The sequence below is a fragment of the Kitasatospora sp. NPDC059408 genome (assembly GCF_042751525.1).
Classification (GTDB): Bacteria; Actinomycetota; Actinomycetes; order Streptomycetales; family Streptomycetaceae; genus Kitasatospora.
The window spans coordinates 101,794-128,259 of the sequence record NZ_JBHYWI010000007.1 but is presented as its reverse complement, the minus strand read 5'-3'; the positions used below and the strand labels follow the sequence as shown (position 1 = coordinate 128,259).

Sequence of the window (26,466 nt, the reverse complement as noted above, 5' to 3'; positions counted from 1 at the left end):
TACTCTCCGGTAGGGCCACATGTGAAGCGCATCGTTTTCACATCGAGTCGCACCCCCTCACCCCCAAGGGAGTTCCCCCATGCGCAACCGACTCAGGAGCACCGTCGCCGCGCTCGTCTGCGCGCTGACCGTCGCCGTCGCCGCCCCCACCGCCTCGGCCGCCCCCACCGCTCCCTCCGCCTCCACCTCCTCCATCCCCGACTCCGGCTGGAACGACTGGTCCTGCCGCCCGAGCGCCGCGCACCCCGAGCCCGTCGTGCTGGTCCACGGCATGGGCGGCAACGGGGTGGACAACTTCCTCACCCTCGCCCCGGCCCTCGTCGCCCACGGCTACTGCGCGTACTCCGAGACGTACGGGCAGACCGTCCTCGGGCCCCTCGCGGGCGGCCTGGCCCCGATGGCCGGCAGCGCGGCGGAGCTGGGCGCCTTCGTCGACCGGGTCCGCGCCGCCACCGGTGCCGCGAAGGTCGACATCGTCGGCCACTCCGAGGGCACCACCGTCCCCGCCTACTACATGAAGGTCCTCGGCGGCGCCGCGAAGGTCGACCGTTTCGTCGGCTTCGGCTCGAACTTCCAGGGCACCACCCTCGACGGCCTGGGCGCCCTCGCCTCCGCCATCCACCTCCAGGCGATCCTCGACGGCATCGGCTGCGGCGCCTGCGCGGACTTCCTGCCCGGCTCCGCCTTCCTGACGAAGCTCGACGACGGGCCGGTGGCCGTGCCCGGCCCCGTCTACACCAGCATCGTCTCCCGCTACGACCAGGTCGTCACCCCGTACACGAGCGGCCTGCTCGACGGGCCGAACACCACGAACATCGTCCTCCAGGACGTCTGCGGACCGGACTTCACCGGGCACGTCGGCCAGGCCGTCGACCCCAACGTGACCCAACTGGTCCTGAACGGGCTCGATCCCGCGCACGCCGCACCGTTCGTCTGCCTCCCCTTCTTCGACTTCGGCGTCTGAGACCAACGCGGCCACGCGGTCGGCCCGTGACGGCTCTGGACCAGGGGCGGGCCCGGTGCGAGCATGACGTGTAGCCGTCAGGTGGCACCCAGTCACCTCACAGACTCCCGTCAGGGGGGATCATGCGCATCGGCGCCCGCGTGCGCGCGGCATCCACCGCCCTCGCCGTCATCACCACCAGCCTCACCTTCGCCGTCGTCGGCACCGGCACGGCACACGCCGGCTCCACGTCCTGTGCCGCCGTCCTCGGCGGCGGCCAGTACATCCGGGCCGGTGGGCGGACGATCGGCAACCTCTACCTGGCCTGGAACTACTGCGATCCCACCAACAAGGTCGCGTACACCGAGGTCAACATCTGGAACACCAACTTCGTCAACGGCAACTGGCACAACGGCCTGATCGACGTGAAGTCCAGCTCGGACCACGCGTCGAACGCCGGCTCGCCCCAGCCCAACGCCGGCAGCTGGTGGTGGGACTCCGGGTTCATCAAGGTGGCCCCGAACGTGCACAACGACCGCCGCTACCACGGCAGCATGAACTTCAGCGCCGGCGGTCACCAGTGCTGGGGGGACACCCCGACGTGGGACTTCTCCGGCGCCGGGGTCGTCGCGGCCGGCTCGGTGCACTGCACCTGACTCCCGGGGCGGGTCCCGTTGCCCACGGGACCCGCCGTGGCCCACGGGTCCCGCCGTGGCCCACGGGTCCCGCCGTGGCCCACGGGTCCCGCCGTCGCCGACGGGACCCGCCCCGGTCACACCGCCAGGCGGCGGACGGCGAGTTCGGCGTAGAGCGCGCTGCCGTCGGCGAGCACCTCGTCGTCGAACTCCGCGTACGGCGAGTGGTTGGGGGCCCGGTCCCCGGGGTCGCTCCCCTTCGGGGCCGCGCCGAGCATCACGAACGAGCCGGGGACGGCGTTCAGGACCCTGGAGAAGTCCTCCGAGGCGGTCAGCGGGTTCGCCATCGTCCGGAAGCGCTCCTCGCCGAACACCTCCCGGACGGTGTCCGCCAGGAAGTCCGTCTCGGCCGCGTCGGTCTCCGTCACCGGGTACTCGGGACGGAACTCGGCCTCCGCCCGCAGCCCGTGGGCGGCGGCGACGGACCCGACCAGCTCGACGGCCGCCTCCGCGACCCGGGACTGCGCCTCGGCGGAGAACGTCCGCACGGTCGCCTCGAAGCGGGCGGTCTCGGGGATCACGTTGCGCCGCGTACCGGCCCGGAAGAGCCCGACGGTGATCACCACCGGGTCGAACACGTCGAAGCGGCGGGTCACCATGGTCTGCAGGGCCGTGACCATCTCGCAGGCCGCCGGAACGGGGTCCTTCGCCCGGTGCGGCGCCGAGCCGTGTCCGCCCGCGCCGTGGACGGTGACGTGCAGCGAGGCCGAGGCGGCCATCATCGGGCCGCGCCGGGCGGTGAACTCCCCGTGCGGCATCGTCGCCACCACGTGCACGCCGTAGGCGGCGGCAGGGCGTCGGCCGGCCGCGTCCAGCACGCCCTCGGCGAGCATGGCCCCGGCGCCGTCCCACCCCTCCTCCCCCGGCTGGAACATGAAGACCACGTCGCCCTGGAGGCGCTCGCGCCGCGCGGCCAGCAGGTGCGCGGCACCGGCCAGCATCGCCGTGTGCAGGTCGTGTCCGCAGGCGTGCATGGCGCCGTTCCCGGCGGCGAACGGCACCGGGGCCTTCTCGGCGACCGGCAGGGCGTCCATGTCGCCGCGCAGCAGCACCGTCGGCCCCGGGCGGGCGCCGCGCAGCACCGCCGTGACCGAAGTCAGCGCGCCGCCGAGGCCGATCTCCAGCGGCAGCCCGTCGAGCGCCGCCAGCACGCGCTCCTGGGTGCGCGGCAGGTCGAGGCCCACCTCGGGGAGGCGGTGCAGGTCGTGGCGGAGCCGGACCAGGTCCGGGGCCAGTGCGAGCGCGTCGTCGTACAGGGAGTCGTGCGGGGCCACGGGTACCTCCGAAGCGAGTCCGAGTCCGGGTCGTGCGGCGGGGAGCATACCCACCGCACGCCCGGCCGACGACCCGTCGGCGGAAGAAGACCGGATCCTCGAAGCTCTTCGCCGCGCGCCGATGAGTTCCGGCGCCGCGACCGGTCCAACCTGACGGGACGACCGACACCGAGCTCGTAGGGAGCACCTCATGAGGAAGATCACCGCCGGCCTGTTCATCGCCGCCGACGGCGTCGTGGAAGCGCCGGACCAGTGGCACTTCCCGTACTACAACGAGGAGCTGGGCGCGGCCGTCAACGCCCAGCTCGGCTCGGCGGACACCCTCCTGTTCGGCCGCGCCACCTACGAGAACTTCGCCGGGGCGTGGCCCTCCCGGGAGAACGGCCCGGTCGACGCGGGCGACGTCGCGGCGGCGGTCGCCGAGGTGTCCCAGCTGTCCCGGATGGCCAAGGCGCTCGGCGACGCCCGCAAGCTCGTGGTGTCGCACTCCCCGCTGACGTTCACCTGGCGCAACTCCGAGCAGCTGCGGGGCGACCTCGTCGAGGCCGTCACCGAGCTGAAGAGCGGGCCCGGCGGTGCCGTCGCGATGTCCGGCTCGGTCTCCGTCGTCCGCCAACTGCTGGCCGCCCGGCTCCTCGACGAGCTCCACCTGTTCGTCCACCCGATCGCGGTCGGCCACGGGCAGCGCCTGTTCGCCGACTCCGCCACGCCGCTCCCGCTCACGCTGCTGAGCTGCGAGGCCTTCCGGACGGGCGTCCTGCACGTCGTCTACGGCCCCGCCGAGGAGGCGTAGCCGCCGGTCCCGTCCGCTTCCCCGCACGCAGGAAGTCGGCCCTGTCGACTTCCTGCGCGGGGGCGTGAAGTGGTGGCATGAAGTGGTGGCGTCAAGGACCCGTCAGCAGCGCATCAGTGCTTCGTCAGGGCGGGTGAAGGCGCTTGCCCCGGGCCGTCCCCCGGGCTTTGATGATGGGCATGCACCGCTCGACACGCCACCACGACCGCCCGCCGCATAGTCGGCCGCGGATCGTCGCTGTCGCCGTCGCGGTCGCCACCACCGTCCGGTAACACCGAGCGCTACCCCGCTCGGCGCCGGCCGCGTGCGCACGGGCTTCTCGCCGCTTCGTCCGGCCCGGCCCCTGCGCCGATCCCCGCCGTCCGTCCCCCGGCCCGTCGGCTCCGAGGCCGGGGGACGGACGCGCGAAACATCCCTCGGACGCGCGAAGCATCTCTCCGCGCATCACCTCTTCCCGCTCATCACTTCTCTCCGCGCATCACTTCTCTCCGCGCCGACGGCACCGGGGAGGTGCGGCCACGCGCCGCGCCTCCTTCGCACCCCGTCGGCGCCCTCCACCCTGGATGGGTCATGTCCGTCTCTGTTCTGTCCGCCCGCACCGCCCTCGTCACCGGCGCGTCCTCCGGCATCGGCTGGGAGACCGCCCGGCTCCTCGCCGGCCTCGGCGCCACCGTCCTGGTGCACGCCCGGACCACCGCCGAGGCGGAGGCGGCCGTCGCCCGGCTGGTCGCCGACGGCGCCCGGCGGGACCAACTCGTCGAGCTGGCCGCCGACTTCACCAGCCTGTCGGAGGTGGCGGTGCTGGCCGGGACGGTCGTCAAGCACTACCCGGCACTGGACCTGCTGGTCAACAACGCCGCCGTGATGGCCCCCGAGCGCTGCACCCTCACCGACGACGGCAACGAGGTCTCGCTCCAGGTGAACTTCCTCGCCGGCCACCTCCTCGCCAAGCTCCTGCGCGCCCCGCTAACGGCGGCCGACGGCGCCCGCATCGTCAACGTCTCCTCCGCCCTGCACCGCACCGCGTCGATGAACTGGTCCGACCCGCACCGCGTCAAGAAGTACTCGCGCGTCGCCGCGTACGCGCAGTCGCAGCTCGCGCTCACCATGGACACCGCCGAGATGGCCCCGGACGGCTCCGGCATCACCGCCGTCAGCGTCAACCCGGGCCAGTGCGAGACCGCCCTGCTCCCCCTGTACGGACGCGTCGGCGCCCCGGCGGCCGAGGGCGCGGCGGCCGTCGTCCGGGTGTGCCTGCCGGACTTCCCGGTCGTCAACGGCGCCTACTACGAAGGCGGTTCGGTCGCGCCCACCGCCCAGGCGGCGCAGGAGGAGCGTTCGAAGAAGCGGCTCGCCAAGCTCGCCGACCAGCTGGTCGGCCAGGCGGCCTGAACCCCGCCGGCCCGAACCCCGCCCACCCGACGAACGGAAGCAGGTCCCCGATGTCCAAGCGCGCCCGCAAGAAGAAGGCCCGGCGGAAGAAGAAGGCCAACCACGGCCGCAAGCCCGCGTAGACCCATCCGGTGCCGCGTGCCACCGGCACCGGATGAGACCTCCGGCCCCCGGGGCTCCGCCGTCCGCTGGAGAGGACGACGGAGCCCACGGGGGCCGAGGTGCGCCCGGCCCTCATCGGATCCGACGAGGCGGGTCACAGCGACACCCGCACGCTCCGCCGTTCGGACCTCGGCGAGCGGACGGCGGCGTGGAGACGCGGAGGAGGCCGTCCCGTACACCGAAGCGGACCGGTGTTGATCACCGTGCACCGCACGTCCTACGCTTCCCGGGTCCGCCCCGCCCCGCAGCCGCGAGGGTGGCGCGGCCTTCTCGGGGGAGAAACGCAGATGGCAGACGTACCCGCCACGCCGCAGGACACCGTGCCGCATGACGCGGTCCCGCGGGAGGCCGTCCCGCGAGCGGCGGTCCCGCAGGACGCCGTGCCGGTGCCCGCCGCGCGCGAACGCCAGGCGCGACCGCCCAGGCCGTCCGATCGCTTCGCCGGGCTCAGGGACTGGTGGCAGGACGGGAGCGCCGAGTCCTCCCCGGTGAAGTCCTCGATCAACGGGGTGATCCTCGGCTTCTACCTCGCACTGATCGTCGGCGCCCGCGTCACCGGCCACCGACGCGACGCCCTGGCCCTGATAGGGGCCGGCTTCATCCTGTGCATGTTCGTGCTGGCCTGCCTGTGGTGGACCCTCGAACGCCCGCGGGCCGGCCTGACCGCCATGCTCGCCGGCGCGCTGGTGGCCACGGGGGTCGTCCTGGCCTGGGGCCAGGCCCCACCGGCCTAGGAGCCGCACGGCAAGCGCTCACCCCGGGCGCCCGAGGTCGCCGCCCCTGGCCGGCGCCGTCCCCGGCCCGTGCCCTTGAAGGCGGCACCCGGCTGTGCGTGACTGGGAGGAGCAACATCCGCCCGCACGACGGCGAGGTGCCCCGGATGGGATTCATCGGCACGGTGGGGCTGGTCCTCCACCCCGAGCGCACGTGCGCGCCGACCGTGGACACCGTCCTCCGGTGGAGCCGGGGGCACGGCGCCAAGGTCCTGGGCCTGGCGGCCGAGGTGACGCGGATCGGCTGCGAGGCCGTACCGGTCGAGGCGGAGGAGATGACCGCGAGCGCCGACCTGCTGATCAGCCTGGGCGGGGACGGCACCATGCTGCGCGCCATGCGGATGGTGTCCGGCGGCCACGCCCCCGTGCTCGGCGTCAACGTCGGGCGCCTGGGGTTCCTCGCCGAGGTCGACGTGCCGGACCTCCCGGCCGCGCTCGACGCGATCGACGACCACCGCTTCACCGTGGAGACCCGCTCCGGCGTGCACGCCCGCTTCGGCTCCACCGGGCACACGGCGCTCAACGACGTCGTGCTGGTGCGCAGCCCGGGGCACCGGACCGCGGCCGTCGCCGTGCACGTGCAGGACCAGCCCTTCGTGTCCTACACCGCCGACGCCGTCGTCGTCGCCACCCCGACCGGGTCGACCGCCTACAGCTTCTCGGCCGGCGGTCCGATCGTCTCGCCCAACGCCGAGGGTCTGCTGATCACGCCGGTGGCCCCGCACGCCGCGTTCAACCGCTCGGTGTTCCTCTCCAGCGGTGAGCGGCTCGCGCTGGAGGTGCTGCCGCACAGCGGCGGCCTCGCCGTCGAGGCGGACGGCCTGCTGGCCGGCCACGTGTCCCCCGGTGACGTCGTCGAGGTGACCATGCTGCCCGACGCCGCCCGCGTCGTCCGGCTCGGCCGCACCACCTTCTACCAGCGCGCCCAGCGCAAGCTCCGCCTCACCGGTTCGGCGGAGCCCGCCTGAGCCGCATCACGGCTCCGCCGAGCGGACGTCTCATCGCCGCGAACGGCCCTGCGAACGACCCTGCGAACGGCTCGGCGCACGGCCCTGCGAACGGGCCGGCTCCCGTTCGGCGGGCCGGTGGCGGCGGCGGACATGGTGGGCGACGACGACCGCGAGACCGGTGAGCGCGGCCAGCACGTGTCCGACCGCTGCCACGTCCCCGTCGGGCAGGCCGTCGAGCAGTTCGGGCGCCGACGCCACCAGCAGGGCCGACCACACCACCCGCCACCAGACCCTGCGGGCGCACCCCGCCGCGATGACCATCGCCGCGACCACGACGAACGACGGGCCGGTGTCCAGCTCGAACGCGGCGTCGGGCAGCAGGCCGCCGTGCCGGATGCGCCACCAGACCATCCCCTCGGTCACGGCCGTCGCCCCCGCGTGGGCCAGCGCGAGCACCAGCACCGCGCGCAACCGGCCGAGGACCGCCACCACGGTGAACCCCGACAGCGCGAGCAGCGGCCACGCCCACCCGTCACCCTGGGGCACGAACGCGGACGCCACCAGCGCCTCGACGGGGTGACCGGCCGGCCAGGGCCGCAGGTTGGCCAGATCGGTCGAGGCCCACCCACGAAGCCGCTCCGCGTCGTCGACGGGCAGCGCGTGCGTGACCGTCACCCCGACGGCCAGCAGGGCCGCGTACCACGCGGCGGGGTTGCGGACGAGTCGGCGCGCTGCGGGCAAGGAGGCTCTCCAGGGTTCTCGGCGGGCTCCGACGTAGCGTACGGCCCGCGCGACGTCGCACCGACGTCCGGCCCCGCCGGCATCCCGGGCTCATCCCGGGCTCATGCCGGGCCCATCCCGATCATCCGGCCCACCGGGATGATCGTGCCCATGTCCTGGTCAAACACGGTGCGGTTGTGGGCTTTGCCGCTCTTGGTGGCGGGGCAGAACGTACTCGGACAACCCGTCGGCCGACCGTCCGCCGAGCCCATCGCCCTCACCCCCACCCGCACTCCCACTCCCGCTCTCACCCCCACACACCCAAGGGAGCCACCTCGTGACCTGGGGAGTCGACTACCCCTGGACCCACCCGACGGCCGCCGCCCTCCAGGCCTCCGGCGCGGCCTTCGCCATGCGGTACCTCAGCACCGACGCGTCGAAGAACCTCACCCGCGCGGAGGCCGACGACCTGGCCGCGCACGGCATCTGGTGCGGCGTCGTGTGGGAGACCACCGAAGGCCGGGCCCTCGCCGGGCAGGCCGCCGGAGCCGCCGATGCCCGAACGGCCGCGGCACAGGCCGCCGCCTGCGGCATGCCCCCGGACCGGCCGATCTACTTCGCCGTCGACACCGACACCGACTGGCCGAGCGTCCGGCCGTACTTCGCGGGCGCCGCCGGCGTCCTCGGCGCGGCGCGAACGGGCGTCTACGGCGGACTGCACGTGGTCCGGGGCGCCGCCGCCTCCGGGCTCGTCACCTGGTACTGGCAGACCTCCGCGTGGTCCGGCGGCGTCTGGGACCCGGACGCACACCTCCGGCAGGGCGGAGCGGTCACCATCGGCGGCGTCGACTGCGACCGCAACACCGCCACCACCACCGACTACGGGCAGTGGATGCCCGACCGCTCCCCGCAGGAGGACGACGTGCCGTACACCGAGGACCAGCTCCGCGCGATGATCCGCGAGGAGACCGTCAACGCGGTCAGCAGCCAGCCCGTCCGGGACTCCATCGCCTACGCCGTCCACTACGCCGACGACAATCCGGACGGCATCCGCACCCTCGTCCGGGGGCTGCCGCAGCAGGTCTGGCAGCACGGCCTGCCGAACGTGACCGCCGACTGGCAGCAGCGGACCGGCGCCGACGCGGTCGTCCCGGCGATGTGGCTGCTCGCCGCCAACAACCCGATCCAGTACCAACTCGCCGTGGCGAAGGCCCAGATCGCGGCACAGGCGGCGGTCATGCAGACGCTGCTCTCCCACGCCGACGGCATCGACACCGCCACGGTCACCGCCGCCATCGAGGCCGCCGTGGCCAAGGCCCTCGCGTCCGGCGTCGAGATGCACGTCACGACCGGCCCGACCGACCCGACCGTGTCCGCAGTGCCCGCGGTGTCAACGGTGCCCGCCCCCACCACCCCGACCACCTGAGGGAGAACCGGTGCCCGACTCCGTCCGCCGCACGATCCGCACGATCCTCCAGCTCGTCCTCGGCCTCGCCGCCGCGCTGCCCGCCCTCGTGCACACCACGAACCTGCCGTCCACCCTCCCCGGTCTCGGCGTCGCGCTCGCCGTCGCCGCGGCCATCACGCGGATCATGGCGATGCCCGCCGTGGACGCCCTGCTGCCGGGCTGGCTCAGGATGACGCCGCCCGCCACGCCGGCCACCACGGACTCCGCCGACGCGACGCCGCCCACCACGGCGACCACCACGCAGGCGGGCACACCGGAACCGTCGTGACCGCTCCGCCCCCGCCCCTACCGGGCGGGGGCATTCACGACAAGCGCCCGATCACCGGGCGACGACGCCTCGGCCGCCTCCTGCCCGAGCGAGGCGGTGGTGAGCCCGGTTCCCGGCCCGTAGCGCACCAGGCCGACGACCTGGCCGACCGTCACCAGGAGGACCCCGCCGACGACCAACGCCTGCGCCCCCGTTCCCCACCCGGCCTGCCCCGTCGCCAGGTGCGCGAGCTGGAGGACCAGCAGCCCCCGGCCGATCACCGCCGCGCCCGCGATGAGCGCCTCCTCCCGCCGGTGCCCGACCTCGTTCGCCAGCGTGCGGAGGATGAGCAGCACGGCGGCGAGGCACACGCCGTACGAGGCCACGAACGCCGGTGTCGGCCGGGGCGCGGCGGCCAGGATGACGCACGTGCCGATCACCCAGCAGCAGGCGCTGAACAGACAGGTGGCGCGGCGCCCGTGCCGCACGAGGAACGTCCGCTTGCCGAAGAGGGCGTCGCCCCGGACGTCACGGAAGTCCTTGAGCAGGATCCGGCCCACGAAGCCGATGTAGAGGCCGCCCAGCATCATCAGGTCACGAGGGCCGACGGCGGCACCGGTGGCGGTGAGGCCGAGCAGGTACGGCAGCGCGACGTAGCAGGCCGGCAGGGCCAGCGCCGCGACGGCGCCCCGGTCGGCCAGCCGCACCGGGCGCAGCGAGTACCCGGCGCTCAGCGCGAGGGCCGCGACCATCAACACCCCCGGCCGCAGCCCGAGGAGGAAAGCCGATCCGAGCGCGACGACGGCGGACACGGCGGCCGTCACGACGAGGTTCCGGCTCCCCGCCGCGGCCGTGACCAGCGGCCGGCTCCAGTGCCCCGGCAGGTTGACCCGGTCGATCGCCTCGTCGGAGAGGTCGTTGACGCAGACCGAGCAGAGCAGGAACGCCACGACCGGCACGACGCACTCGGCGAACAGGAGCCGGTCCTCCGCGTGCCCCGCCTGGGCGAGCCCGAGCGCCGAGTAGAGGGCGAAGAGCAGCGCGACGGCGGGACGGCCGAGCGCGACGAGGACCCGAACGCGGACGGCCAGGCGCCGCACTCCCCGTCCGCCCCTCACTTGTTCGGCACCAGTCGGACCGAACCGGTGAACAACAGCACCATCCCCCCGAGCACCGCCAGCCCGGCGAGGGCCAACACGGCGGCCAGGGCACACCCGACGAACTCGATGCACGAAATGGGCCGCTTCCCGGGCGCAGATCCGCGCCGTGCGGACCGACGGTGCGGTTCGTCGGGCGACGACCAGAGTGCTCCCATGCGCCATTCCCCTTTGCAGCAACAGTCGTTGATCCGGCAGGCCGTCCGCCATCGTCCGCCGCCGCACGCGGGTTCCGCCTGAGTACGGATACTCAGTCACCTCCCCGCCGATCGGCGGGGAGGTGCTGGGTTCCCTCGCCCATGAGGTGTGTGGGCGGGCACCACTACGATGCATTCTTCGAGGTCTGGCGACCTTTGACGATTGAGCCAGAGAGGGAAGACGTGGGAGACAACTCCGAAGACACGTGGGATGACCTACGCCGGCACCGGGAAGCCGTCATGTCGCTGGGAGGGGCGGTTCCTGACAGTGTGTTCGGCAAGATGGCGGACCGCATGCGATCGGCCCCTTTCCCGGAGGACCTGCGCAACGCCCCGCTGATCATCGACACCGACATCGGCGGTGACGCCGACGACGCCCTGGCCGTCGCCGCCGCTGCGCGGTACACCAGTGACCTCAAGCTCGTCATCACCGGCGACGAGTCCCAGGGCCGACGCGCACGCTTCGCCCGCCACCTGCTGGACCTGATGGACCGCCCCGACGTGGCGACGGTGGCCGGCGCCGAGCTCTCCGACACGCCGTACTTCGTCATCGAGCACCTCGTCCCGCAGGACGTCCCGGCGCAGCGGACCGACGTCGTCGCCGCCGTCCGCGAGGTCCTGGACTCCACCGACGGGCCTGTTCTGTGGGTCGGCATGGCCCCGCTGTCGAACCTCGCCCACGTCCTCGCCGAAGCTCCCGAGGCGGCTACCCGGCTCCGGGTGACGCAGATGGGCGGCGCCCTGCGGTACCGCAACCCGGAGATCGCCGAACACAACGTCCGCCTGGACGTCCCGGCCGCTCACAGCGTGCTCGCGGCAGTCGCCGCCGGACAGCTCCCGACACCCGAATTCATCGCCTCCGAGGTCACGTTCACCCCGAAGATCGAGGTCACGGCCGAATCCGAGCTGTACCAGTGGCTGGCCGCTCCTGACGCACCCCCGTGGGCCGCCCTCCTCGCCGCCCACCTGGACGCCTGGTTCACCCGCTTCCACCCCGGCAGCATGCAGCACGACGCGCTCACCCTCACGGCCGCTCTCGACCTCCCGTTCGTCGAGTCGGACTACATGGGCATCTCGATGGACGACATCGGACGCACCACGGCCAGTGACGAGGGCGTCCGGCTTCGGTGGAGCTTCGAGGCCGAGTACGACGCCTTCATGGCCTGGCTGACCAAAACCCTGACAAGCCAGCCGAGCGCCGCGCCGGCTCATTACGAAGGCGAGCAGAGTTGACGGACCGGAAGTATCCAACCTTCGCCGAGCTGATGGACGAATACCCGTTAACACCGGCGGGAAGAGCGGCCGTCACGGAGTCATATGACGTCTTCCGACGCTTTCACGGGCCGTTCATCACCTCGATCGCGGCCGAGATGCTTCCTGACCTCCAGGCTGATGCCGAGCAGGGCCGGGTCATCGTCTTCCTGGGGCGGGACGGCTACAGCTTCTCGGCTGCGACAGAGGCGCTGGCTCCGGATTTCTTCGCCGCGCACTGCCGCGAAGTCGTGCTTTCACGTGTCGTTGCAGAGACGGCGCTACAGGATCTCGAGCAGAGCAGAGGAACGGACTTCCGCGAGATCGAGGGGTTCCGGGGCACCAGGGACCGAGTCGCACCGGAGCATGTACCGAGGGCCTACCGTCGGCTGACCGACTACCTCCGCGGCGCAGGCGTACCCGTCGGCATACCCGGCAGCCGTCTGACACTCGTCGACAGCAGCTACAAGGGAACGGTGCAGGAACTCCTGGCCGCCGCTTACCCGCGGACCGACTTCGAGGGTCGCTACGCCTTCTTCGGAGCCGCTCCGGATGATCCGCATCCCGATCGCAAGATCGGCTACGTCGTCCACCTGAAGGCCGAACAGACCGGTGAGGGCAAGGGGTACCCCTTCGACGACCTCCATCCCAACCAGGGGTGGACGTTCGCCAGCAAGGAACCCATCAACGTCATCGAGCACACTCTCCACAGCCCGATGGACACTCCGCGCAGCGTGACTGTCGACGGTCCCCAGCAGCGGCGTCAGCGGGACATCCCGGATGCGCTCCGCGGCTTCAATCCGTCGCTTGTCCCGGAACGGTTCCGGGATCCGCTGACGCGCGAGGCCATCAAGGCTGCAGCGCTGGTCGCCGTGTACGACGCCGCAGCGGAGCGCGCCGCCCTCGGCCCCATGGATGCCACCTGGCTGGCCGAACGGATGCGGGAGCGGGCGCAGTTCACCGACGCCGTACGGCAGTGGGTCGACCGCAGCCCCGAGGTCGACCCGCAGCTGAAGACCGTACTCGACAGCGTCGTACGCCGCGTCGACCACCCGGTCTACAGCGAGCTGCGGGACCACCTCGCAGAACAGGGGATCTCGGAGGAGCAAGCCGCCCAGGCCTGGTCCCGGATGGAGCAGTTCCCCGACCGGGCGAGCCGGGCCGACTTCGTCCGCGCCTCGACTCGATCGCTGCCCTACGGGGACGTGCCGGACGCCGACCTCGGTGCGGCGCTCGGCCGGGCTGTGGGGGAGGCGGAGGGCGCCCGGCAGCAGGCTGTGGCGGCCGAGGGGCGGGTCGGGGAGATCGCGGCCGCGCTCGCGCCGGGTGGTGAGGTGGAGCAGCGGGTTGCCGCCCGTGCGGGGCAGGTGGACGCGATCCTGCAGAGCCGGACGGACGCGGCCCGGGTCGACCGGTTGGCCGGGGACCTCGACCGGGCCAGGCAGCAGGCCGGGGCCGTGGAGGAGCGGTTGGCGGAGCGGGGCGGGTTCGGGAGGCCCGCCGTTCGCGGAGCCGACCGTGAGGCCCTCGAGCAGCAGCTCGCGCAGCTCGGCGTGGCCGTGCAGACCGGGGACCAGCGCCTCGCCGCCGCGCGGGAGCAGCTGCAGGTGAGCGTGCGTGCGGCCGGGGACGCCTCGGAGCACGACGCCGTACTGGCGGCCTGGCAGCAGGCCGGCGGCAGTCCGGCCGAGGTGCTGGCTCGCACGACCGCAGCGCGCGAGCGCGGCCTGGAGTCGGCCCGCTCACAGGCGCAGGAGGCGCACCAGCGCGCAGCCGGGCTGGAGACCGCCGTCGGGCAGATCCAGCAGGAGCTGTCCAGGCGTGCCGCTCAGCCGCCCGCGCAGCGCCTCGCCGAGGATGCCCAGCGGGTCCTAGCAGCCCAACGGGCGGCGGTGCCGCACCAGCAGGTGCAGCAGCCCGCACCGGTGCAGAGCCACTCCCAGCACCGGAGCGGATCCGCCCGGTAGGGCCGAATGCGCCTCGCCCCCACCGGTCCTTCCGGCGGGGGCGAGGCGCATTCGGTGTCCTCTCAGGCCGGCCAGCCGCCCGGCGTCGCCGCCTGCGCGGCGTCCGCGGCGGCGAGCCGGTTGGCCTCGACCTCGGCCGGGTGGGACGGCGCGGCGGCGATCCGGGGCGGGTCGTCGTCGAGCCAGTCGGACAGCGCTTCGCCCGTGGGCTTCTTCCTGGGCGGCGGTTCCTGGTGGCCGTCCTCGCAGGTCGGGGCGGCGAGGTACGGGGTGACGGAGTGCAGCTCCTTGATCCACGCGAGTTCGCCGAAGGTGCCCGTCCGGGCGGGGTCGCCGCAGTAGGTGCGGACCCAGCCGAGGTAGAGGCCCGTCAGGATCTCCAGGACGGGCTCGTGGCCGTCCCGGTACCAGCAGCGCGGGATCTTCCGGTGCAGGTGGTGGTGGGTGATCAGCCAGTCCACCCACGGGGCGAGTTCGACGAGGCGATGCTGCCGGTCGGCGGGCGTCATCGCCGACCACACCCACCGCCTCGGCGGGGTGCCGGTGATTCCGGCGGTGAGGTCATGCATCGGTGGCCTCCAGGGCCTGGTGCGGGACCGCGTCCACGCGCGGCGCGGCCGGCCGGGCCAGCCACGCCTTGACGTCCGGGTCGCGCCAGGTCAGGCGCATGCGGACCCGGATCGGCGGCCGGTTGAAGTACAGCGCGATAGCGGTGTGTTCGGGGATCTCGCGCAGTTGGTGGACGGGCAGCAGGTCCGACTCGACGACGTTGGTCGAGGTGGAGTCGCGGCCGGTGCCGGTGGTGTGGCTGGTCCTCTCCACGAGTTCCCGGCCGAACAGGAACGACATGTAGCGCATCGTCTCGTCGTCGGCCATGCCGGGCAGCAGCAGCCGCAGCGTGCTCGCCGAGATGATGGTCTTGGCGCCTTCACGGCCCATCCGGCCGGCGAGCTGCGAGTAGTCGTGCCAGATGCTCAGCACGGTGATGCCCATGCCGCGGCCGGTGGTGAGCACGTTGGGCAGCTTCGGGTAGCGCAGGAAGTTGCCGGCCTCGTCGACGAACAGGCCGAGCGAGCGGTCGGGGTGGCGGCCGAGCTTCTCGTAGCGGGCCTCGGCGGCGTGGAGGACCGCGGCGATCAGCGAGGTGAAGTAGGGCGCGAAGCGGTCGGCCTGCGAGGGCGCCGCGATCAGCACGAGCGTGCCGTTGCGTTCCAGCAGTTCCTCGGCGCTGAAGTCGGTCCGCTCGGCGGCCTCGCGGATGCCCGTGCTGCGGTACGTCGCCGCGAGGACGTTCAGGGTGAACTGGACGGAGCCCTTGCCGTCGTCGTGCAGCGTCGTCCAGGGCTGCGCGTAGTCGAGCGCCGCCTCCGGGTGGTCCTCCTCCAGGATCGCGCGGACGTGGTCGACCGCCGCCTCGCCCTGGGTGAGCCAGCGCCGGAACGACTTGATGCCGCCCTTGGACGTCCGGGAGGCCAGCAGCAGTCCGGCCACGATGGCACGGGCCTGGATCAGCCACGGCTCGGCCTTCGGGTCGTACGTCTTCTGGCTCGCGTCGGCCATCCACTCGGCCATGCGCTCGGCGGCCTCGTCGTCGACGGCGTAGTCCACCGGAGACCAGTGCGCGGTCAGCCACGGCCCGGCGGGCAGCCCCGCCGGGGCGATCACCCAGACCGGGCCGATGTGGCTGCGGGCGGCGTAGATCTCCTCCAGGTCCGAGGCCTTGGTGGTCGTCACCAGCGCCGGGCCCTGCCACTCGGCCGCGTTCGGGGCGAGCAGGCCGGAGGTCTTCGCGGAGCCGGGCGGGCCGAACGCGATCGCGCTCGCGCTGCGTTCGATGACGCCGACGATCTTCCGGGTCTCCCGGCCGCGCCCCGCGGTGATGCGGTCCGGGCGTTCGGCCGGGGCGTCGGGCAGGGCCATCTCCTTCTCGATCTTCGCCCCGCCCCAGGTCGCGCCGCCCGCCAGCGAGCGCCGACGGCGACGGCCGAGGCGCCGCACGACCACCCCGGCGAGGACGGCCAGCAGCACGACCAGCAGGCCGAAGACCGTATAGAAGAGCCAGGCGGGCGGGGCCGGCCGGTAGACGGAGGCCGGCCCCTGCGCGACGGACAGCAGCAGCGTCTCGGGCACGGACGCGGTCATCTTCGGCAGACCGCCCCCGGACAGCAGCCCCGCCAGGGCACCGGCCGCGAGCGACACCGCGCCCAGCGAGACGACCGCTCCGGCGGCGAGCCCGAACAGGAACGTGCCGTCGTCCACCCGGTTGTCGGAGGCCACCTCAGATCACCATCTTCTCGTCGGTCTCGAACAACTCCCGCTCGGTGCGCGACAGCAGGAGCTGCACGGCGTGCGAGCCACCGCCCCGCCCGACCTTCCACAGCGCCCGTCCGCGCTGCCCGGCGCCCCAGGAGCCGATCAGGTCGCACTCGGCGTCGGTGAGGCCGATCGCCTCGCGGGTGAGGTTCAGCGGCTTGGTGTCCTGGGCCAGCTGGATCCGGGTCTCACAGCTGGCGATCAGGTCCTTGGCGATGGCGACGGCCTCGGAGCCGGCCGCGCCGACCGCCTCGAAATCGCTCAACCGGTGCGTCGCGAGCAGCTGGATGGTGCCGGTCGCACGGCTCAGGCGCAGGTCGGCGTCGATCTTGCGGACCATCGACGACCCGCCCGACTGCATCTGCCGCCACAGCTCGTCGCGCACGATGATCCACGGGCGGCCCGGACGGTCGATGGCGCTCTGCGCCCACGAGGAGACACAGGTCAGCACCATGGCGACGACCTCGTCGCCGTACTGCTGGAGGGCGGAGATGTCCACGCTCTGGATCGGCGCGTCCCAGTCCAGCGAGACGGACGTCTTCTCGTCGAACAGACCGCCGAGGTGACCGCTGATCATCGAGCCGAGGGCGGAACGGATGCTCGCCATCTGCTCGCGCGCCGTCTGGACGTCGTCGCCGCGCACGCGCAGCTCCCGGGCCATGGCCTCGGTCGGGTCCTTGAGGACCTGGTAGACGGCCGGGAGGGTCGGGGTGTCGAGGCGGGTGTGCCCGGCGCCGGCCAGCGCGCCGGTGACCTCGCGCACGGCGACGTCCAGGCACTCCTCCTCCTGCGGCTGGAGCACCCGCTTCAACTGGAGCTCCAGCAGCGCCTTGCAGAGGGTGAGGCGGCGGCGGTGGATCTCGGTGAGCCGGGCCTGGAGCTCGGCGTCGTCCTTGATCAGGTGGAGGTCCTGGCCCAGCGGGCCGGCGTCCAGCGGATTGAGCCGGCCGGACAGCCCGGGGCCCAGCCGCACCGGCTCGGTGCCCAGGTGGCGGCAGAGCGCCGCGTACTCGCCCTTGACGTCCCCGGCGATGAGCGTGCGGTGCCCGAACGCCATCAGGCGGAAACACAGCGCCTTGACGTGGGCGCTCTTCCCGCTGCCGGGGATGCCGGTCAGGATCACGTTCGGGTTGGTGGCCAGCCCCTCCTGCACCCACACGCTCGGATGCGCGGAGAACGCCTGCATCGTGAGCGTGTTGAACCCGATGTACGCGCCGACCGGCGGCAGCGACGCCGCGTGCAGGAACGGGTAGATGCCGGACGCCCGGCCGGTGTCCGCACGGAACACCTCGGCCTTCGCGTGCGAGGCCGCCCGGCCCGCGAACGGCTGGTGCCAGCCCTTCTTCGGCGCGATCCGCATGGCCGTCGCCGGGTCCTCCAGCAGCCGGGCCCGCCGCAACTCGCGGGCGGTGGGCTGCCGCTGCGTCGGCGCTTGGTCGTCCGGCTCGAACAGATCGGCCACGCGGGTCGATTCGAGGACGGTGTCGCGTCCGTCCCGGCGGCGCGTGAACGGGAACCCCGCCATCAGATCGCCACCCTTCGCGGCGGCAGCCCCATGCCGAGCGGCAGCGCGGCGGCGGCGAACGCGTCGTCCATCGCGCCCCAGCAGCGCCGCAGTTCCAGACCGGCGTCACTCGCGTCCGCCTGCAGCTCGGCGCAGGCCGTCTCCAGCTCCTCCGGGTCCGTGACGGTGACCGCGATCAGCGCCACCATCCGCACCACGCCCTGACCGGACGCACGCGCGATGTCCTGCGCCCGCGCGATCTCCGACTCGCGGCGCTCGTCCTCCGACTCCGCCCGGCCCGTCTTCGCCCGCAGTGCCCGCGCGGACTGCCGCCGCGTCTTCTCCCGGCTCAGCTCCTTGCGCGCACGGGCAGGGCCGATCGGCTCGTAGACCAGGGACATCGACCGCCGCGCGTTCGTCCTCGGCCGCAGCAACGGCTGCAGGAACGTCGCGTACACCTCGGACTGCGGGAAGTTCCGCACCTGGTACGTGACCGTCCACGCCCCGTCGTGCCGGTACATGCCCCACGTGTACTCCGCCGCCGCCGGCCCGGCCAGCGCCGGATCCACACCGGGAGCCGTGCCCGCGTACGACGCGTCGTCGGACGCCGCCGAACGGACCGCCAGCATCTGCTGCGCCTCCGGGTCGTACGCGGTGCGGATCACGGCCGCCACCCGGCGCGGGTCCAGGAGCTCCACCACCTGGAGGCCCGCACTGCTCAGCGACCCGTGCATGGCGTGGAACTCCCGCACCAACACCGCGGCTGCGCCGACCTGTCCACCACCGGCACCGCGCACCGCCAGCCGCGCACGGACCGACGACAGCGTGACCGACAGGTACGTCTCACGGATCGTCGCCGCCGGACCCGCCGAGACCATCAGCTCGCCGAGGGCCTGGACGGCGGCGGCCGGGGCGTCGGCGGCGGTGTGCCGGTTCGTCCAGGACCGCAGCGCCTCGCCGTCGTCCGGCAGGCTGCGCTGGTGCACCTGGATGCGGACGATCGAGCCGTCCTCCTTGCACTGGCTGCGCAGGAAGGCCGCCCACTGACGGACCCGGGCGTTCTGCCGGGCGGTGTCGACCAGGGCCAGGCCCGGGAAGGTGACGCGGGCGACGAGGGTGTAGGTGTTGTCGATCGGGTTGTGGACGATGCCGAGCGTGCCGCCCTGGCCGTCCGGTGCGGTCAGGATGCGCAGGCGCGCGAGCACGCCGGGCAGGTCCATCGGCTGGTTGCCTTCCTTGTCGGCGGGGGCGAACACCCCGCTGTAGAACACGTTCCGCTTGGTGGCGACGGCGAGCTGGTACCGGACCGCCAGCAGCACCCACTCCTCGGCGGCCAGGCCCATCACGCGGCCGTAAGCCAGGAGGAGCAGCAGGCCGGCGAGCGGGAGCGCCACGAAGGCGGCCGTCCAGCTGTGCTGGTAGATCGGGATCAGGGCGACGACCGAGGCGGCGGCCATCAGGGCGAAGCCCACGCCGGACAACTCGCCGATGAAGCCGGACTTCTCCCGCTGCCAGCCGGTGTAGGTGTCCGGCTCACTGTGGGTCAGGGACACGGGATCAGTCCCCCTTCGGCTTCGGCAGCGGCGTGGTGGGCGGTGGTGGGGCGGACTCCGTCGGCGCGGCCGGACGGACGGGGCCGGTGGTGAGCCGCACGGTGCTCGTACTCGTGGGCGGCGACGTGTCGACAAGCGTCGGCGGCGAGGCGTCGACCAGGGTCGGCGTCGTTCCTGCGGACGCGGCCGGCTGCGGCACCTCCGCCTCGCCCGTACCCTGCGGACCCGGGCCCTGCGTCTCTTCAGTGGCGCCGGCGTCGGCGCTGCCGCCATCCGGATGCGCCGCCGCTGCCGTGCCGCCGCCCTTGCGGGGCGGGACCACGGAGGCGTGGCCGTTGCCGGGGGCACCCAGTCCGGCGTTCGCGGCGGTGTTCGCCGCCGCGCCCTCCAGCGTGCTCGCGCCAGCGGCGGCGAGCTGCAGGCCGAGGCCGATCCCGGTGCCGATTCCGCTGCCCATGCCGGAGAGGAACTTGCGGGAACGGCTGTTGGAACCGCTGCCCGAGGCCGAGGCGCTGTCCTCCTCCAGGGCCTTGGTGAACCCGGACCCGCCGCCGACCGCACCGGCTCCGGCCACACCGGCGGCCCCGCCGGCGAAACCGCCGAACGCGGCGCCCATGGTGGACCCCACGGAGGAGATCATCCCGGCGGCCACGCTGTTGCCGCCGCCGGCCTCCACCATCGTCAGGAACCGCGCCAGCACCGGCCAGGCGATCGCGGCGAGGAGGAAGACGATCAGGCCGACGATCACGTTCCGGATGCCGCTGGCGGTGCCCATCGCCTCAAACCCGATGCCGAAGCACACCACGATCGCCAGCTTCGCGAGCGCCATCGCGGTGAAGGCCCGGCGGGCCTTGGGCCACCACTCCTGGGTCTCGTCGGACAACTGCCCGGCCACGGCCACGGGCATGGCGACCATCAGCACCATGATCCCGGCCTGACGCATCAGCACCTCGATCCACAGCGCGCCGACCACCAGGATCGCCAGGATCCCGAGGACGATGACCACGCCCACGGCCTGACTCAGCACGCCTTCCCCGGTCACCAGACCCGCGCCCACGGACTGTGCGCCGCCGGCCGCCACCAGACCGGCGAACATGCCGGCCAGCTTCGTCTTCATGACCGTCGCCGCGTCCTGGTGCTCGGGGCCGACCTGGGTGAACGACAGGTCGATGATCCAGATCGACACCTGGTCGATCCACCGCAGGATGATCTGCGCCGATCCCGCGTACACCCCGAGTACCAGCGCGTACTTGCCCAGTCCCTTCAGCACGGTCGCCAGCGGCGCACCCTGTTGGCTCACCGCGACCTTGCCGAACTGGATCAGCATCAGGAACGTGGCGATCACGACCGACAGGACCGTCATGATCCCGGTCATGTGGCTGATCCCGGTCCCGCCCAGGTTGATCGTGGAGGCGTCGTTGAAGGCGTCGGCGAACTGCTGGAGGAGCCAGACCGTGCCCTCGCCGATGTAGCCCGCGATCTCCCGCATCGCGTCGGCGGCCAGCTTGCTGATCTTGCCGGCCACCCAGTCCCCCAGGCCGCCGGACGGTATCAAAAAGTTCGCGTTCGCCTGCTGGCAGTCGTGGAAGTTCATGCCCCCTTCGATGCACTTCCCCATGGCGTCGACGTACTTCTGATAGCCCGCGATGCCGTGGTCCGTCGTGGCTTCCCAGTCCTTGAGCTTGTCGAGCTCACGCTGCTTGCGTGCTGCGGTGATGTTCGGGTCGTCGCAGGCCTTCTTCCGCTCGTCCGCGTTCCCGCTCTCCTCGCACTTGTCGTAGAGGTCGGGCTTCTTGTAGGGCCTGCAGTTGTCGGCCTCGGGCATCATGCACCAGTGGTTGTCCTTGTCGACGCCGATGCTGCTGTCGCTTCGGTCGTTCCACTGCGAGAGCCATTCCTTCGACGGGCTGTCGGGCGGACCGTTCGGGGCATGGACGGTCGGGCTGTCGGCCAACGCGGCAGGCGCGGCCAGCGCTCCCACGGACATGAGCGCGGCGAGCAGGACGGTCAGCAGGCGGAGGAGCCCGCGGTCAGTCACGGATCACCACCAGCCAGCCGTCCTTGAGGGACGTCGGCGAGTCGGGGTTGTAGGGCGCCGGGGTGAAACGCTTGGCGACCCACTTCGGATCCGTGGTGATCTTCCAGTCACCGTCCTCCCAGATCAGGACGACATCGGTCAGCTGGTTCTTGAGAGGGCTGTCGTCCGAGGCGGCCTTGGGCAGGGTGGCCGTGCGGCTGTAGTGCATCCAGACGTTGATCACCAGGCCGTCGTCGTCGAGCGCCCAGGCCTGCGCGGCGTCCACATTGGTGCTGATCGTCATGCCGGCCGGGGTGCCCCCCGAGGACGGCAGGCCGACCGTCTCACGAAGCTTGCGCACCTCGCTGACGGCCTTGTCGATGCTCGCCTCGCTGCCCTTGGCCGTGGTGACGGCGAGCTGACGACGAACCATGTCGTCGTCCAGCACGCTCAGTTCGTCGAGGTGGTAGACCGCAGCCGACATCGCACCGAAACCGAAGCGCGGAAATCCGATCGAGGCGCCGTCCTTCTGTCCGGTCGGCTTGTTCAGATGAACCGGTTTGGCCGTGTTCGGGGTCAGCGTCTTGGTCGCCGACGGGCTCGCCGACGTGGCGGGCCCGGTGCTCGCCGTGGCGGTCGGGGAGGCGGCCGGCTTGCCGTCCTTCCCGTCGTCGGACATGCCGCGGACGACGGCGACGCCGCCCACCGCGATGACGGCGCCGGCCACGACGCCGATCCCGATCAGCCGAAGGCGCGCCCTGCGCGCCGCGCGGTCGTGGCGGTCCATCAGGCGGCCGCCATCTTGTAGGCGGCGAAGATGAGCCCGCTGGTGCAGGCGATGCCGATGCCCGAGATCAGGCTCATGACGATGGCCTTCTTGCCGCGGGCCGCCATGCCGCCGCGCTCGGAGTTCTCGCCGATGGCGACGGCCGCCCAGCCCAGCAGCCCGCCGAGGACGGCGAGCGCCAGGCCGCCGCCGGCGACCCAGCCGAGGATCGTGCCGGTCGGGCTCTTCACGTTCTCCGGCAGCGTCGGCTTGAAGTCCGGGATCGGGTTCTCGATCGACGTCGGCTCGGGCGTCGGTCCGGCGGCGAGGATGTGCGCATGCGGGTCGGACATCAGCGTGTTCAGGACGTGGAGGGTCTGGCTCACGGCAGCAGGACTCTTTCTACGGGTTGAACGGAATGGGTCTGAAGAGGGGCCGCCGCCGGTTGGGTGGCGGGCGGCAGCGGGTCGCCCCAACTGGCGTGGGCGGAGCCGAGCACGGCCCGGGCGAGCTGGTCGGCGGCCTGGAGCGACCCGGAGCCCAGCCGGGCGGCGTCCCGCAGGCCCCTGGCGCGGATGTCCGGGTCGAACGGGATCCGGACGACCGCCGCGACGCGGGGCGCCAGCATGGTCTCCCCCGCGCGGACGGGCGCGGGGGTGCGGCCGTCACCGGTGGACACGAGGGCGACGACCATGCGGTCGAGGGGCAGCCCGTCGGCCGAGGCGGCCGTCAGCGCGGTCTGCAGGGCGGCCATGCCGGAGGCGGTGGCCGCCGCACACAGGACGGGAACGCTCACCGGGAGCGCACACCAGGCGGCGGTCAGGCCGGAGCCGCCGGCGGCGCGGGAGGCGACGATGTCGTGCGCGACCGGGTGTGCGGTGTCCGCGATCACGGCCTGCCAGCCGCCGATGGCGGCCAGCTGGTGCCACGCGGCGGGTGCCTCGGGCAGGGCCAGCGGTGGAGCACTCCAGTCCTGGTGATCGGTCAGCACGTGCCAGCCGGCCCCGGCCGGGGCCGGAAAGCGAGTTGCCGCCGCCAGGACATGACGCCTGCTCAGTGGTGCGTCGGGCGGGACGGACGCGAGCCCGGTCCCGGGTTCCGTCGCCCACGTGGGCCACGGCGAGGCCAACCGCGGCGCGAGGTCCAGGACGACGCCGGCCGCCGCCTGGGCGAGCCCGACACCCAGCAAACCCGCGACCGTCGACCGTCCGCTGCCGCCGACGGCCGCCAGGACGGGCACCACGACCCGTCCGTGGGGGGCGATCACCACGGACGGGACAGCTTTCCTTGCCAACGCTCCCCCGAATATTGCTAGCGGACAGTCACGCTCCGGTCAGGCTTCCCGAGCGAGCCGTGGCTGTCATGAGTACGGGTACTCATGACAGGCCTCTCCCCCGCCCCTTGGATGGGGCACAGGCCCGGTAACACCCCCGTCACCGTCCGCCTCGGCCCCGCAGTCTAATGTCGGAGCCGAACGTTTGTCGCACGCGCTCGGTTCCTGATCATCGGTCACACCTGTGACAATGCCGAAACCGTGAGCGGCCCGGCACCCGAACCGGCGGGACGCCCCCGAGCAGGGACGATGCCCTGCGGTGGATGTCGCAGTCGGATGTCAGAATGGCGCGTCCGCTTGCACGAGGGGGCTGTCTGCGGGCAATCGGCGTTGTCCGGAGGAGTTCTGACCGAGGGGGGTCTGAGTGCAGGTCAAATCTGGGCTGGTGTTGGCGGTCGCGGCCGTCGGCCTGAGTCCGCTGGCTCTTGGAGTCGGACTGGTCATGGTCGTCGCCGTCGCCGCCGACGACGAGAAGGGCGGCGGTGGCGGTGTGGCCCCGGTGGTGTCGGTGGCCACTCTTCGCACCGGACCCGGTGGTGTGCCGGAGCAGTACGCGGAGTTCGTCAAACAGGCCGCGGCCGCTTGCGACCAGGGGTTGAGCGCGGGCGTCCTGGCCGCACAGATCAACGCCGAGTCCGCGTTCGATCCGCGCGCCAACTCCGGACAGGCCCAGGGGATCGCCCAGTTCACCCCGGAGACGTGGGCGAGCTGGGGCAACGGCGGCAGCGTCTGGGAGCCGAAGGACGCGATCGCCGCCCAGGGCCGCTTCATGTGCAGCCTCCTGAAGACCGCCAAGCAGCACCCGGACTACAACGGCAGCGCCATCGAACTCGCGCTGGCCGGCTACAACGCCGGATGGGGCCGCGTCGACCAGTACAAGGGCGTGCCCCCCGCGTCGTTCGCACAGGGCCAGACCTACGACTACGTGAAGAAGATCATGGCGGACGTCCGGAAGTACACGCAGTCCGAGGACACCGTGCCCGTGCAGCTCCCCGCCGACTACCAGTTGCCCGCCGACACCCCGCAGGCGGTCAGGACCGCCGTGGCGTGGGCCCTCGCCCAGCGCGGCGGCTGGTACCAGTGGGGCGGCGACTGCACGAACCCGTTCGGCGACAACACCCAGGGCCGGTGCGACTGCTCCAGCCTGATGCAGCAGGCCTACGCACACGCCGGCGTCACCCTGCCCCGGACGACGTTCGAGCAGGTCAAGACCGGCACCCGGGTGTCGCCGGACGACGTCAAACCGGGCGACCTGGTCTTCAACGCCGGCTCGGACGGCTCGGACGACTCCCCGGGCCACGTCGGCATGTACGTGGGCAACGGCTGGATCGTCGAGGCCCCGCGCACCGGCGTCCAGACCCGCACCGTCGCCTACAGCGGCTGGCGCAACAGCACATCGGCACTCACGCGGATCACCCACGTCGTCCGCGTGGTGCAGTGGTAGGACAGGAGAAACGTTGCTTCACGAGGACCAACCGGCCCACCCCTGGGGGACGGTGACACCCGCGTTCTGGGCCGCACCGGAGCCGGCCGGCCCGCCCGCGGTCACACCCGACTTCGCGGACCGCTTCGCCGAGTTGACCGGGCTGCTCGACCGGACGTCGGACACCGACGTCCTGGCGGCCGTGGCCGCCAAGGCGGGTGTGCTCGACCAGGACGTCACCGCGGCACTCGGACCGACCGACCCCAACGTCGCGAACGTCCGCGAACTCCGCGGCCTGATCGCACGCCGCCAGGGCCGTCGCACGGAGGCCGCCCGCTGGCACCTCCACACCGCGGGCCTGCACATCGCCACCGGCGGCGTGGGCTCGCCACGGGCCAGGGCGAGCGCCAAGCACGCGCTGTCCGACTGGCGGGAGATCCCCGACCCGGCCGAACGCACCGCCGTCGGCCACGAGATCCTGCCCGTGCTCGCCGCGGTGGCCGGAACCGACGCACCGCCCACGTGGGAGGTCAAGGCGTACCTGACCGGGTAGGGCACCGACGGCGGGCCTCGCAACTCCCGTGCTGAAAGAGAAACGCCGGCCCCGGCGGTCCCGATGGGTCGTTCGCCGAGTCCCGCGGAAACACATCTCGCCCGGCCCCGCGCACCGGACGGGCTAGCCGGGCTCGCGAAGCCCGGCGGGGCTGCGAAAACTGGCCGCGTGTCCTCCACCACGATCACGCCGATCTCCTCCCACGAGTTGGACCTCCTCCGTGCGCTGCGGGCCCGGGCCGCGGGCGGCGGGCTGTCGGCCGAGGCCGTGGTCCTGGCGCAGGGGCGGCTCCAGGAACCGTGCGGCTGGCCGGCGGGTTTGCCGCGGCGCAGTGACGGCGGGGACTGCTTCCGCAACGCGTGGCGGATCGCGCTGAAGCCGGCCGGGTTGGTGTACGTGGAGGGGTTCGTCCTCGGTGCGGGCGGGGTGGTGACGCGGCGCGCCTGGTGTGCGGACGGGGAGGGGCGGGCGCTGGATCCGACGTGGCGGGACGGGCGGGCGCTGGCGTACGTGGGGGTCGGGATGTCCGCGGAGTGGGTCGCGGCGGTCCAGCAGCGCACGTGTACGCGGACGCGGTTCCCGGGTGTGCTGGACAGCGCCGTCCAGCACACCCGGGACGCCGACCGCGTGTTCACGTACGGGGTCCCCGCCCCGGCCCTGATACCGCTCGGCCGTGAGCTCCCACCCCGCCCGAACACCGGATAGCGCGAAGGGCGCCGGGCGGTAGGCTGCGGCGCGTGTTCGAGTACCACGGCTGGATCGTGGCGTTCTTCCACGAGGTCGGCCAACTGGCCCCGGGTTCCTACGGGTTGCTGCACGTCCGGGACGACGAGGAGCCGGGCCGCGAGAACGAGGTCACCGTAGTCCGCATGGTCCGCGGCCGGCTGAGCACGCATGCGGAGCTGCTGCTGTCCCCGTGCATCCCCGTCCTGGAGGACCCGTTCCCGGGTTAGCCCGAGGGAAATGTCCGGTCCCGGGGCGGCTACGGGGGAGGCCGCTCCGGGACCGGAGTCTT

General features: G+C 72.7%; 25 protein-coding genes. 14 read left to right on the top strand and 11 right to left on the bottom strand.

Annotated elements, in window-relative coordinates:
- The first annotated feature begins 79 nt into the window (after nucleotides 1-79).
- Together ACFXDE_RS07515 and ACFXDE_RS07510 are read left to right on the top strand one after the other, a co-directional pair.
- Nucleotides 80-964: a lipase family alpha/beta hydrolase gene (locus ACFXDE_RS07515; RefSeq protein WP_380491791.1), complete on the top strand. Its 885-nt coding sequence runs from the start codon at nucleotides 80-82 to the stop codon at nucleotides 962-964.
- A 122-nt stretch (nucleotides 965-1,086) separates the two neighbouring features.
- The gene (locus tag ACFXDE_RS07510) at nucleotides 1,087-1,599 is read left to right on the top strand and encodes a hypothetical protein (RefSeq protein ID WP_380491789.1); all 513 of its coding nucleotides are present in this window, start codon (nucleotides 1,087-1,089) and stop codon (nucleotides 1,597-1,599) included.
- Between the two features lie 116 nt (nucleotides 1,600-1,715).
- Here the strand turns inward: ACFXDE_RS07510 and ACFXDE_RS07505 are convergent, their stop codons facing one another.
- The gene (locus ACFXDE_RS07505) at nucleotides 1,716-2,912 is read right to left on the bottom strand and encodes a M20 family metallopeptidase (protein ID WP_380446197.1); all 1,197 of its coding nucleotides are present in this window, start codon (nucleotides 2,910-2,912) and stop codon (nucleotides 1,716-1,718) included.
- A gap of 190 nt (nucleotides 2,913-3,102) precedes the next feature.
- On the opposite strand from ACFXDE_RS07505, the gene ACFXDE_RS07500 reads away from it, so the two are divergent.
- The 4 genes from ACFXDE_RS07500 (at nucleotide 3,103) to ACFXDE_RS07485 (ending at nucleotide 7,000) form a co-directional block, all read left to right on the top strand.
- Nucleotides 3,103-3,705, top strand: a complete 603-nt coding sequence (locus tag ACFXDE_RS07500; protein ID WP_380491786.1) for a dihydrofolate reductase family protein — start codon at nucleotides 3,103-3,105, stop codon at nucleotides 3,703-3,705.
- Nucleotides 3,706-4,275: 570 nt separating this feature from the next.
- Nucleotides 4,276-5,097, top strand: a complete 822-nt coding sequence (locus ACFXDE_RS07495) for an SDR family NAD(P)-dependent oxidoreductase (RefSeq protein WP_380491784.1) — start codon at nucleotides 4,276-4,278, stop codon at nucleotides 5,095-5,097.
- Between the two features lie 449 nt (nucleotides 5,098-5,546).
- The gene (locus ACFXDE_RS07490; protein ID WP_380491782.1) at nucleotides 5,547-5,993 is read left to right on the top strand and encodes a hypothetical protein; all 447 of its coding nucleotides are present in this window, start codon (nucleotides 5,547-5,549) and stop codon (nucleotides 5,991-5,993) included.
- Between the two features lie 146 nt (nucleotides 5,994-6,139).
- A complete protein-coding gene (locus ACFXDE_RS07485; protein ID WP_380491781.1) occupies nucleotides 6,140-7,000 on the top strand; it encodes an NAD(+)/NADH kinase in 861 nt (286 codons plus the stop codon).
- 30 nt (nucleotides 7,001-7,030) lie between these two features.
- Here the strand turns inward: ACFXDE_RS07485 and ACFXDE_RS07480 are convergent, their stop codons facing one another.
- Nucleotides 7,031-7,723: a rhomboid-like protein gene (locus tag ACFXDE_RS07480; RefSeq protein WP_380491779.1), complete on the bottom strand. Its 693-nt coding sequence runs from the start codon at nucleotides 7,721-7,723 to the stop codon at nucleotides 7,031-7,033.
- A 316-nt stretch (nucleotides 7,724-8,039) separates the two neighbouring features.
- Here ACFXDE_RS07480 and ACFXDE_RS07475 point away from each other — a divergent pair, with 316 nt between their 5' ends.
- Complete coding sequence (locus ACFXDE_RS07475) at nucleotides 8,040-9,128, top strand: glycoside hydrolase domain-containing protein (protein WP_380491777.1); 1,089 nt, start codon at nucleotides 8,040-8,042, stop codon at nucleotides 9,126-9,128.
- A 10-nt stretch (nucleotides 9,129-9,138) separates the two neighbouring features.
- Nucleotides 9,139-9,438, top strand: coding sequence for a hypothetical protein (locus ACFXDE_RS07470; protein ID WP_380491775.1), 300 nt, complete (start codon nucleotides 9,139-9,141; stop codon nucleotides 9,436-9,438).
- Between the two features lie 17 nt (nucleotides 9,439-9,455).
- On the opposite strand, the gene ACFXDE_RS07465 is transcribed toward ACFXDE_RS07470, so the two are convergent.
- Complete coding sequence (locus ACFXDE_RS07465; RefSeq protein ID WP_380491773.1) at nucleotides 9,456-10,517, bottom strand: UbiA family prenyltransferase; 1,062 nt, start codon at nucleotides 10,515-10,517, stop codon at nucleotides 9,456-9,458.
- A gap of 548 nt (nucleotides 10,518-11,065) precedes the next feature.
- Between ACFXDE_RS07465 and ACFXDE_RS07460 the strand changes: the two genes are divergently transcribed.
- Together ACFXDE_RS07460 and ACFXDE_RS07455 are read left to right on the top strand one after the other, a co-directional pair.
- A complete protein-coding gene (locus tag ACFXDE_RS07460) occupies nucleotides 11,066-12,004 on the top strand; it encodes a nucleoside hydrolase (RefSeq protein WP_380491771.1) in 939 nt (312 codons plus the stop codon).
- Nucleotides 12,001-13,989: a hypothetical protein gene (locus ACFXDE_RS07455; protein ID WP_380491769.1), complete on the top strand. Its 1,989-nt coding sequence runs from the start codon at nucleotides 12,001-12,003 to the stop codon at nucleotides 13,987-13,989. The genes ACFXDE_RS07460 and ACFXDE_RS07455 overlap by 4 nt, the downstream gene beginning before the upstream one ends.
- Nucleotides 13,990-14,051: 62 nt before the next feature.
- Here the strand turns inward: ACFXDE_RS07455 and ACFXDE_RS07450 are convergent, their stop codons facing one another.
- The 8 genes from ACFXDE_RS07450 to ACFXDE_RS07415 are packed head-to-tail and all read right to left on the bottom strand — an operon-like array spanning nucleotide 14,052 to nucleotide 23,412.
- The gene (locus ACFXDE_RS07450) at nucleotides 14,052-14,558 is read right to left on the bottom strand and encodes a hypothetical protein (RefSeq protein WP_380491767.1); all 507 of its coding nucleotides are present in this window, start codon (nucleotides 14,556-14,558) and stop codon (nucleotides 14,052-14,054) included.
- On the bottom strand, nucleotides 14,551-16,266 hold the full coding sequence (locus ACFXDE_RS07445; protein WP_380491766.1) for a type IV secretory system conjugative DNA transfer family protein: 1,716 nt from the start codon (nucleotides 16,264-16,266) through the stop codon (nucleotides 14,551-14,553). Before ACFXDE_RS07445 ends, ACFXDE_RS07450 begins: the two co-directional genes overlap by 8 nt.
- Nucleotide 16,267: 1 nt before the next feature.
- A complete protein-coding gene (locus tag ACFXDE_RS07440; RefSeq protein ID WP_380443659.1) occupies nucleotides 16,268-17,827 on the bottom strand; it encodes a type VI secretion protein in 1,560 nt (519 codons plus the stop codon).
- Nucleotides 17,827-19,359, bottom strand: a complete 1,533-nt coding sequence (locus tag ACFXDE_RS07435; protein WP_380443661.1) for an SCO6880 family protein — start codon at nucleotides 19,357-19,359, stop codon at nucleotides 17,827-17,829. Before ACFXDE_RS07435 ends, ACFXDE_RS07440 begins: the two co-directional genes overlap by 1 nt.
- 4 nt (nucleotides 19,360-19,363) lie before the next feature.
- Nucleotides 19,364-21,397, bottom strand: a complete 2,034-nt coding sequence (locus ACFXDE_RS07430) for a hypothetical protein (RefSeq protein ID WP_380491763.1) — start codon at nucleotides 21,395-21,397, stop codon at nucleotides 19,364-19,366.
- Nucleotides 21,390-22,163, bottom strand: a complete 774-nt coding sequence (locus ACFXDE_RS07425) for a hypothetical protein (protein WP_380491760.1) — start codon at nucleotides 22,161-22,163, stop codon at nucleotides 21,390-21,392. Before ACFXDE_RS07425 ends, ACFXDE_RS07430 begins: the two co-directional genes overlap by 8 nt.
- Entirely contained in the window at nucleotides 22,163-22,528 is a 366-nt protein-coding gene (locus ACFXDE_RS07420; protein ID WP_380491758.1) for a hypothetical protein, read from the bottom strand. Before ACFXDE_RS07420 ends, ACFXDE_RS07425 begins: the two co-directional genes overlap by 1 nt.
- Entirely contained in the window at nucleotides 22,525-23,412 is an 888-nt protein-coding gene (locus ACFXDE_RS07415) for a hypothetical protein (protein WP_380491756.1), read from the bottom strand. The genes ACFXDE_RS07420 and ACFXDE_RS07415 overlap by 4 nt, the downstream gene beginning before the upstream one ends.
- Nucleotides 23,413-23,839: 427 nt before the next feature.
- On the opposite strand from ACFXDE_RS07415, the gene ACFXDE_RS07410 reads away from it, so the two are divergent.
- From ACFXDE_RS07410 to ACFXDE_RS07395, 4 genes are all read left to right on the top strand, one after another.
- Entirely contained in the window at nucleotides 23,840-24,919 is a 1,080-nt protein-coding gene (locus tag ACFXDE_RS07410; protein WP_380491755.1) for an NlpC/P60 family protein, read from the top strand.
- A 13-nt stretch (nucleotides 24,920-24,932) separates the two neighbouring features.
- The gene (locus ACFXDE_RS07405) at nucleotides 24,933-25,451 is read left to right on the top strand and encodes a hypothetical protein (protein WP_380491753.1); all 519 of its coding nucleotides are present in this window, start codon (nucleotides 24,933-24,935) and stop codon (nucleotides 25,449-25,451) included.
- A 168-nt stretch (nucleotides 25,452-25,619) separates the two neighbouring features.
- Nucleotides 25,620-26,156 (top strand): hypothetical protein, encoded by a 537-nt coding sequence (locus ACFXDE_RS07400; protein ID WP_380491751.1) that lies wholly within the window; start codon nucleotides 25,620-25,622, stop codon nucleotides 26,154-26,156.
- 32 nt (nucleotides 26,157-26,188) lie between these two features.
- Nucleotides 26,189-26,404 carry an Imm7 family immunity protein gene (locus tag ACFXDE_RS07395; RefSeq protein WP_380491749.1) on the top strand — a complete coding sequence of 72 codons (216 nt, stop codon included), beginning with the start codon at nucleotides 26,189-26,191 and terminating at the stop codon, nucleotides 26,402-26,404.
- Nucleotides 26,405-26,466: the final 62 nt, after the last annotated feature.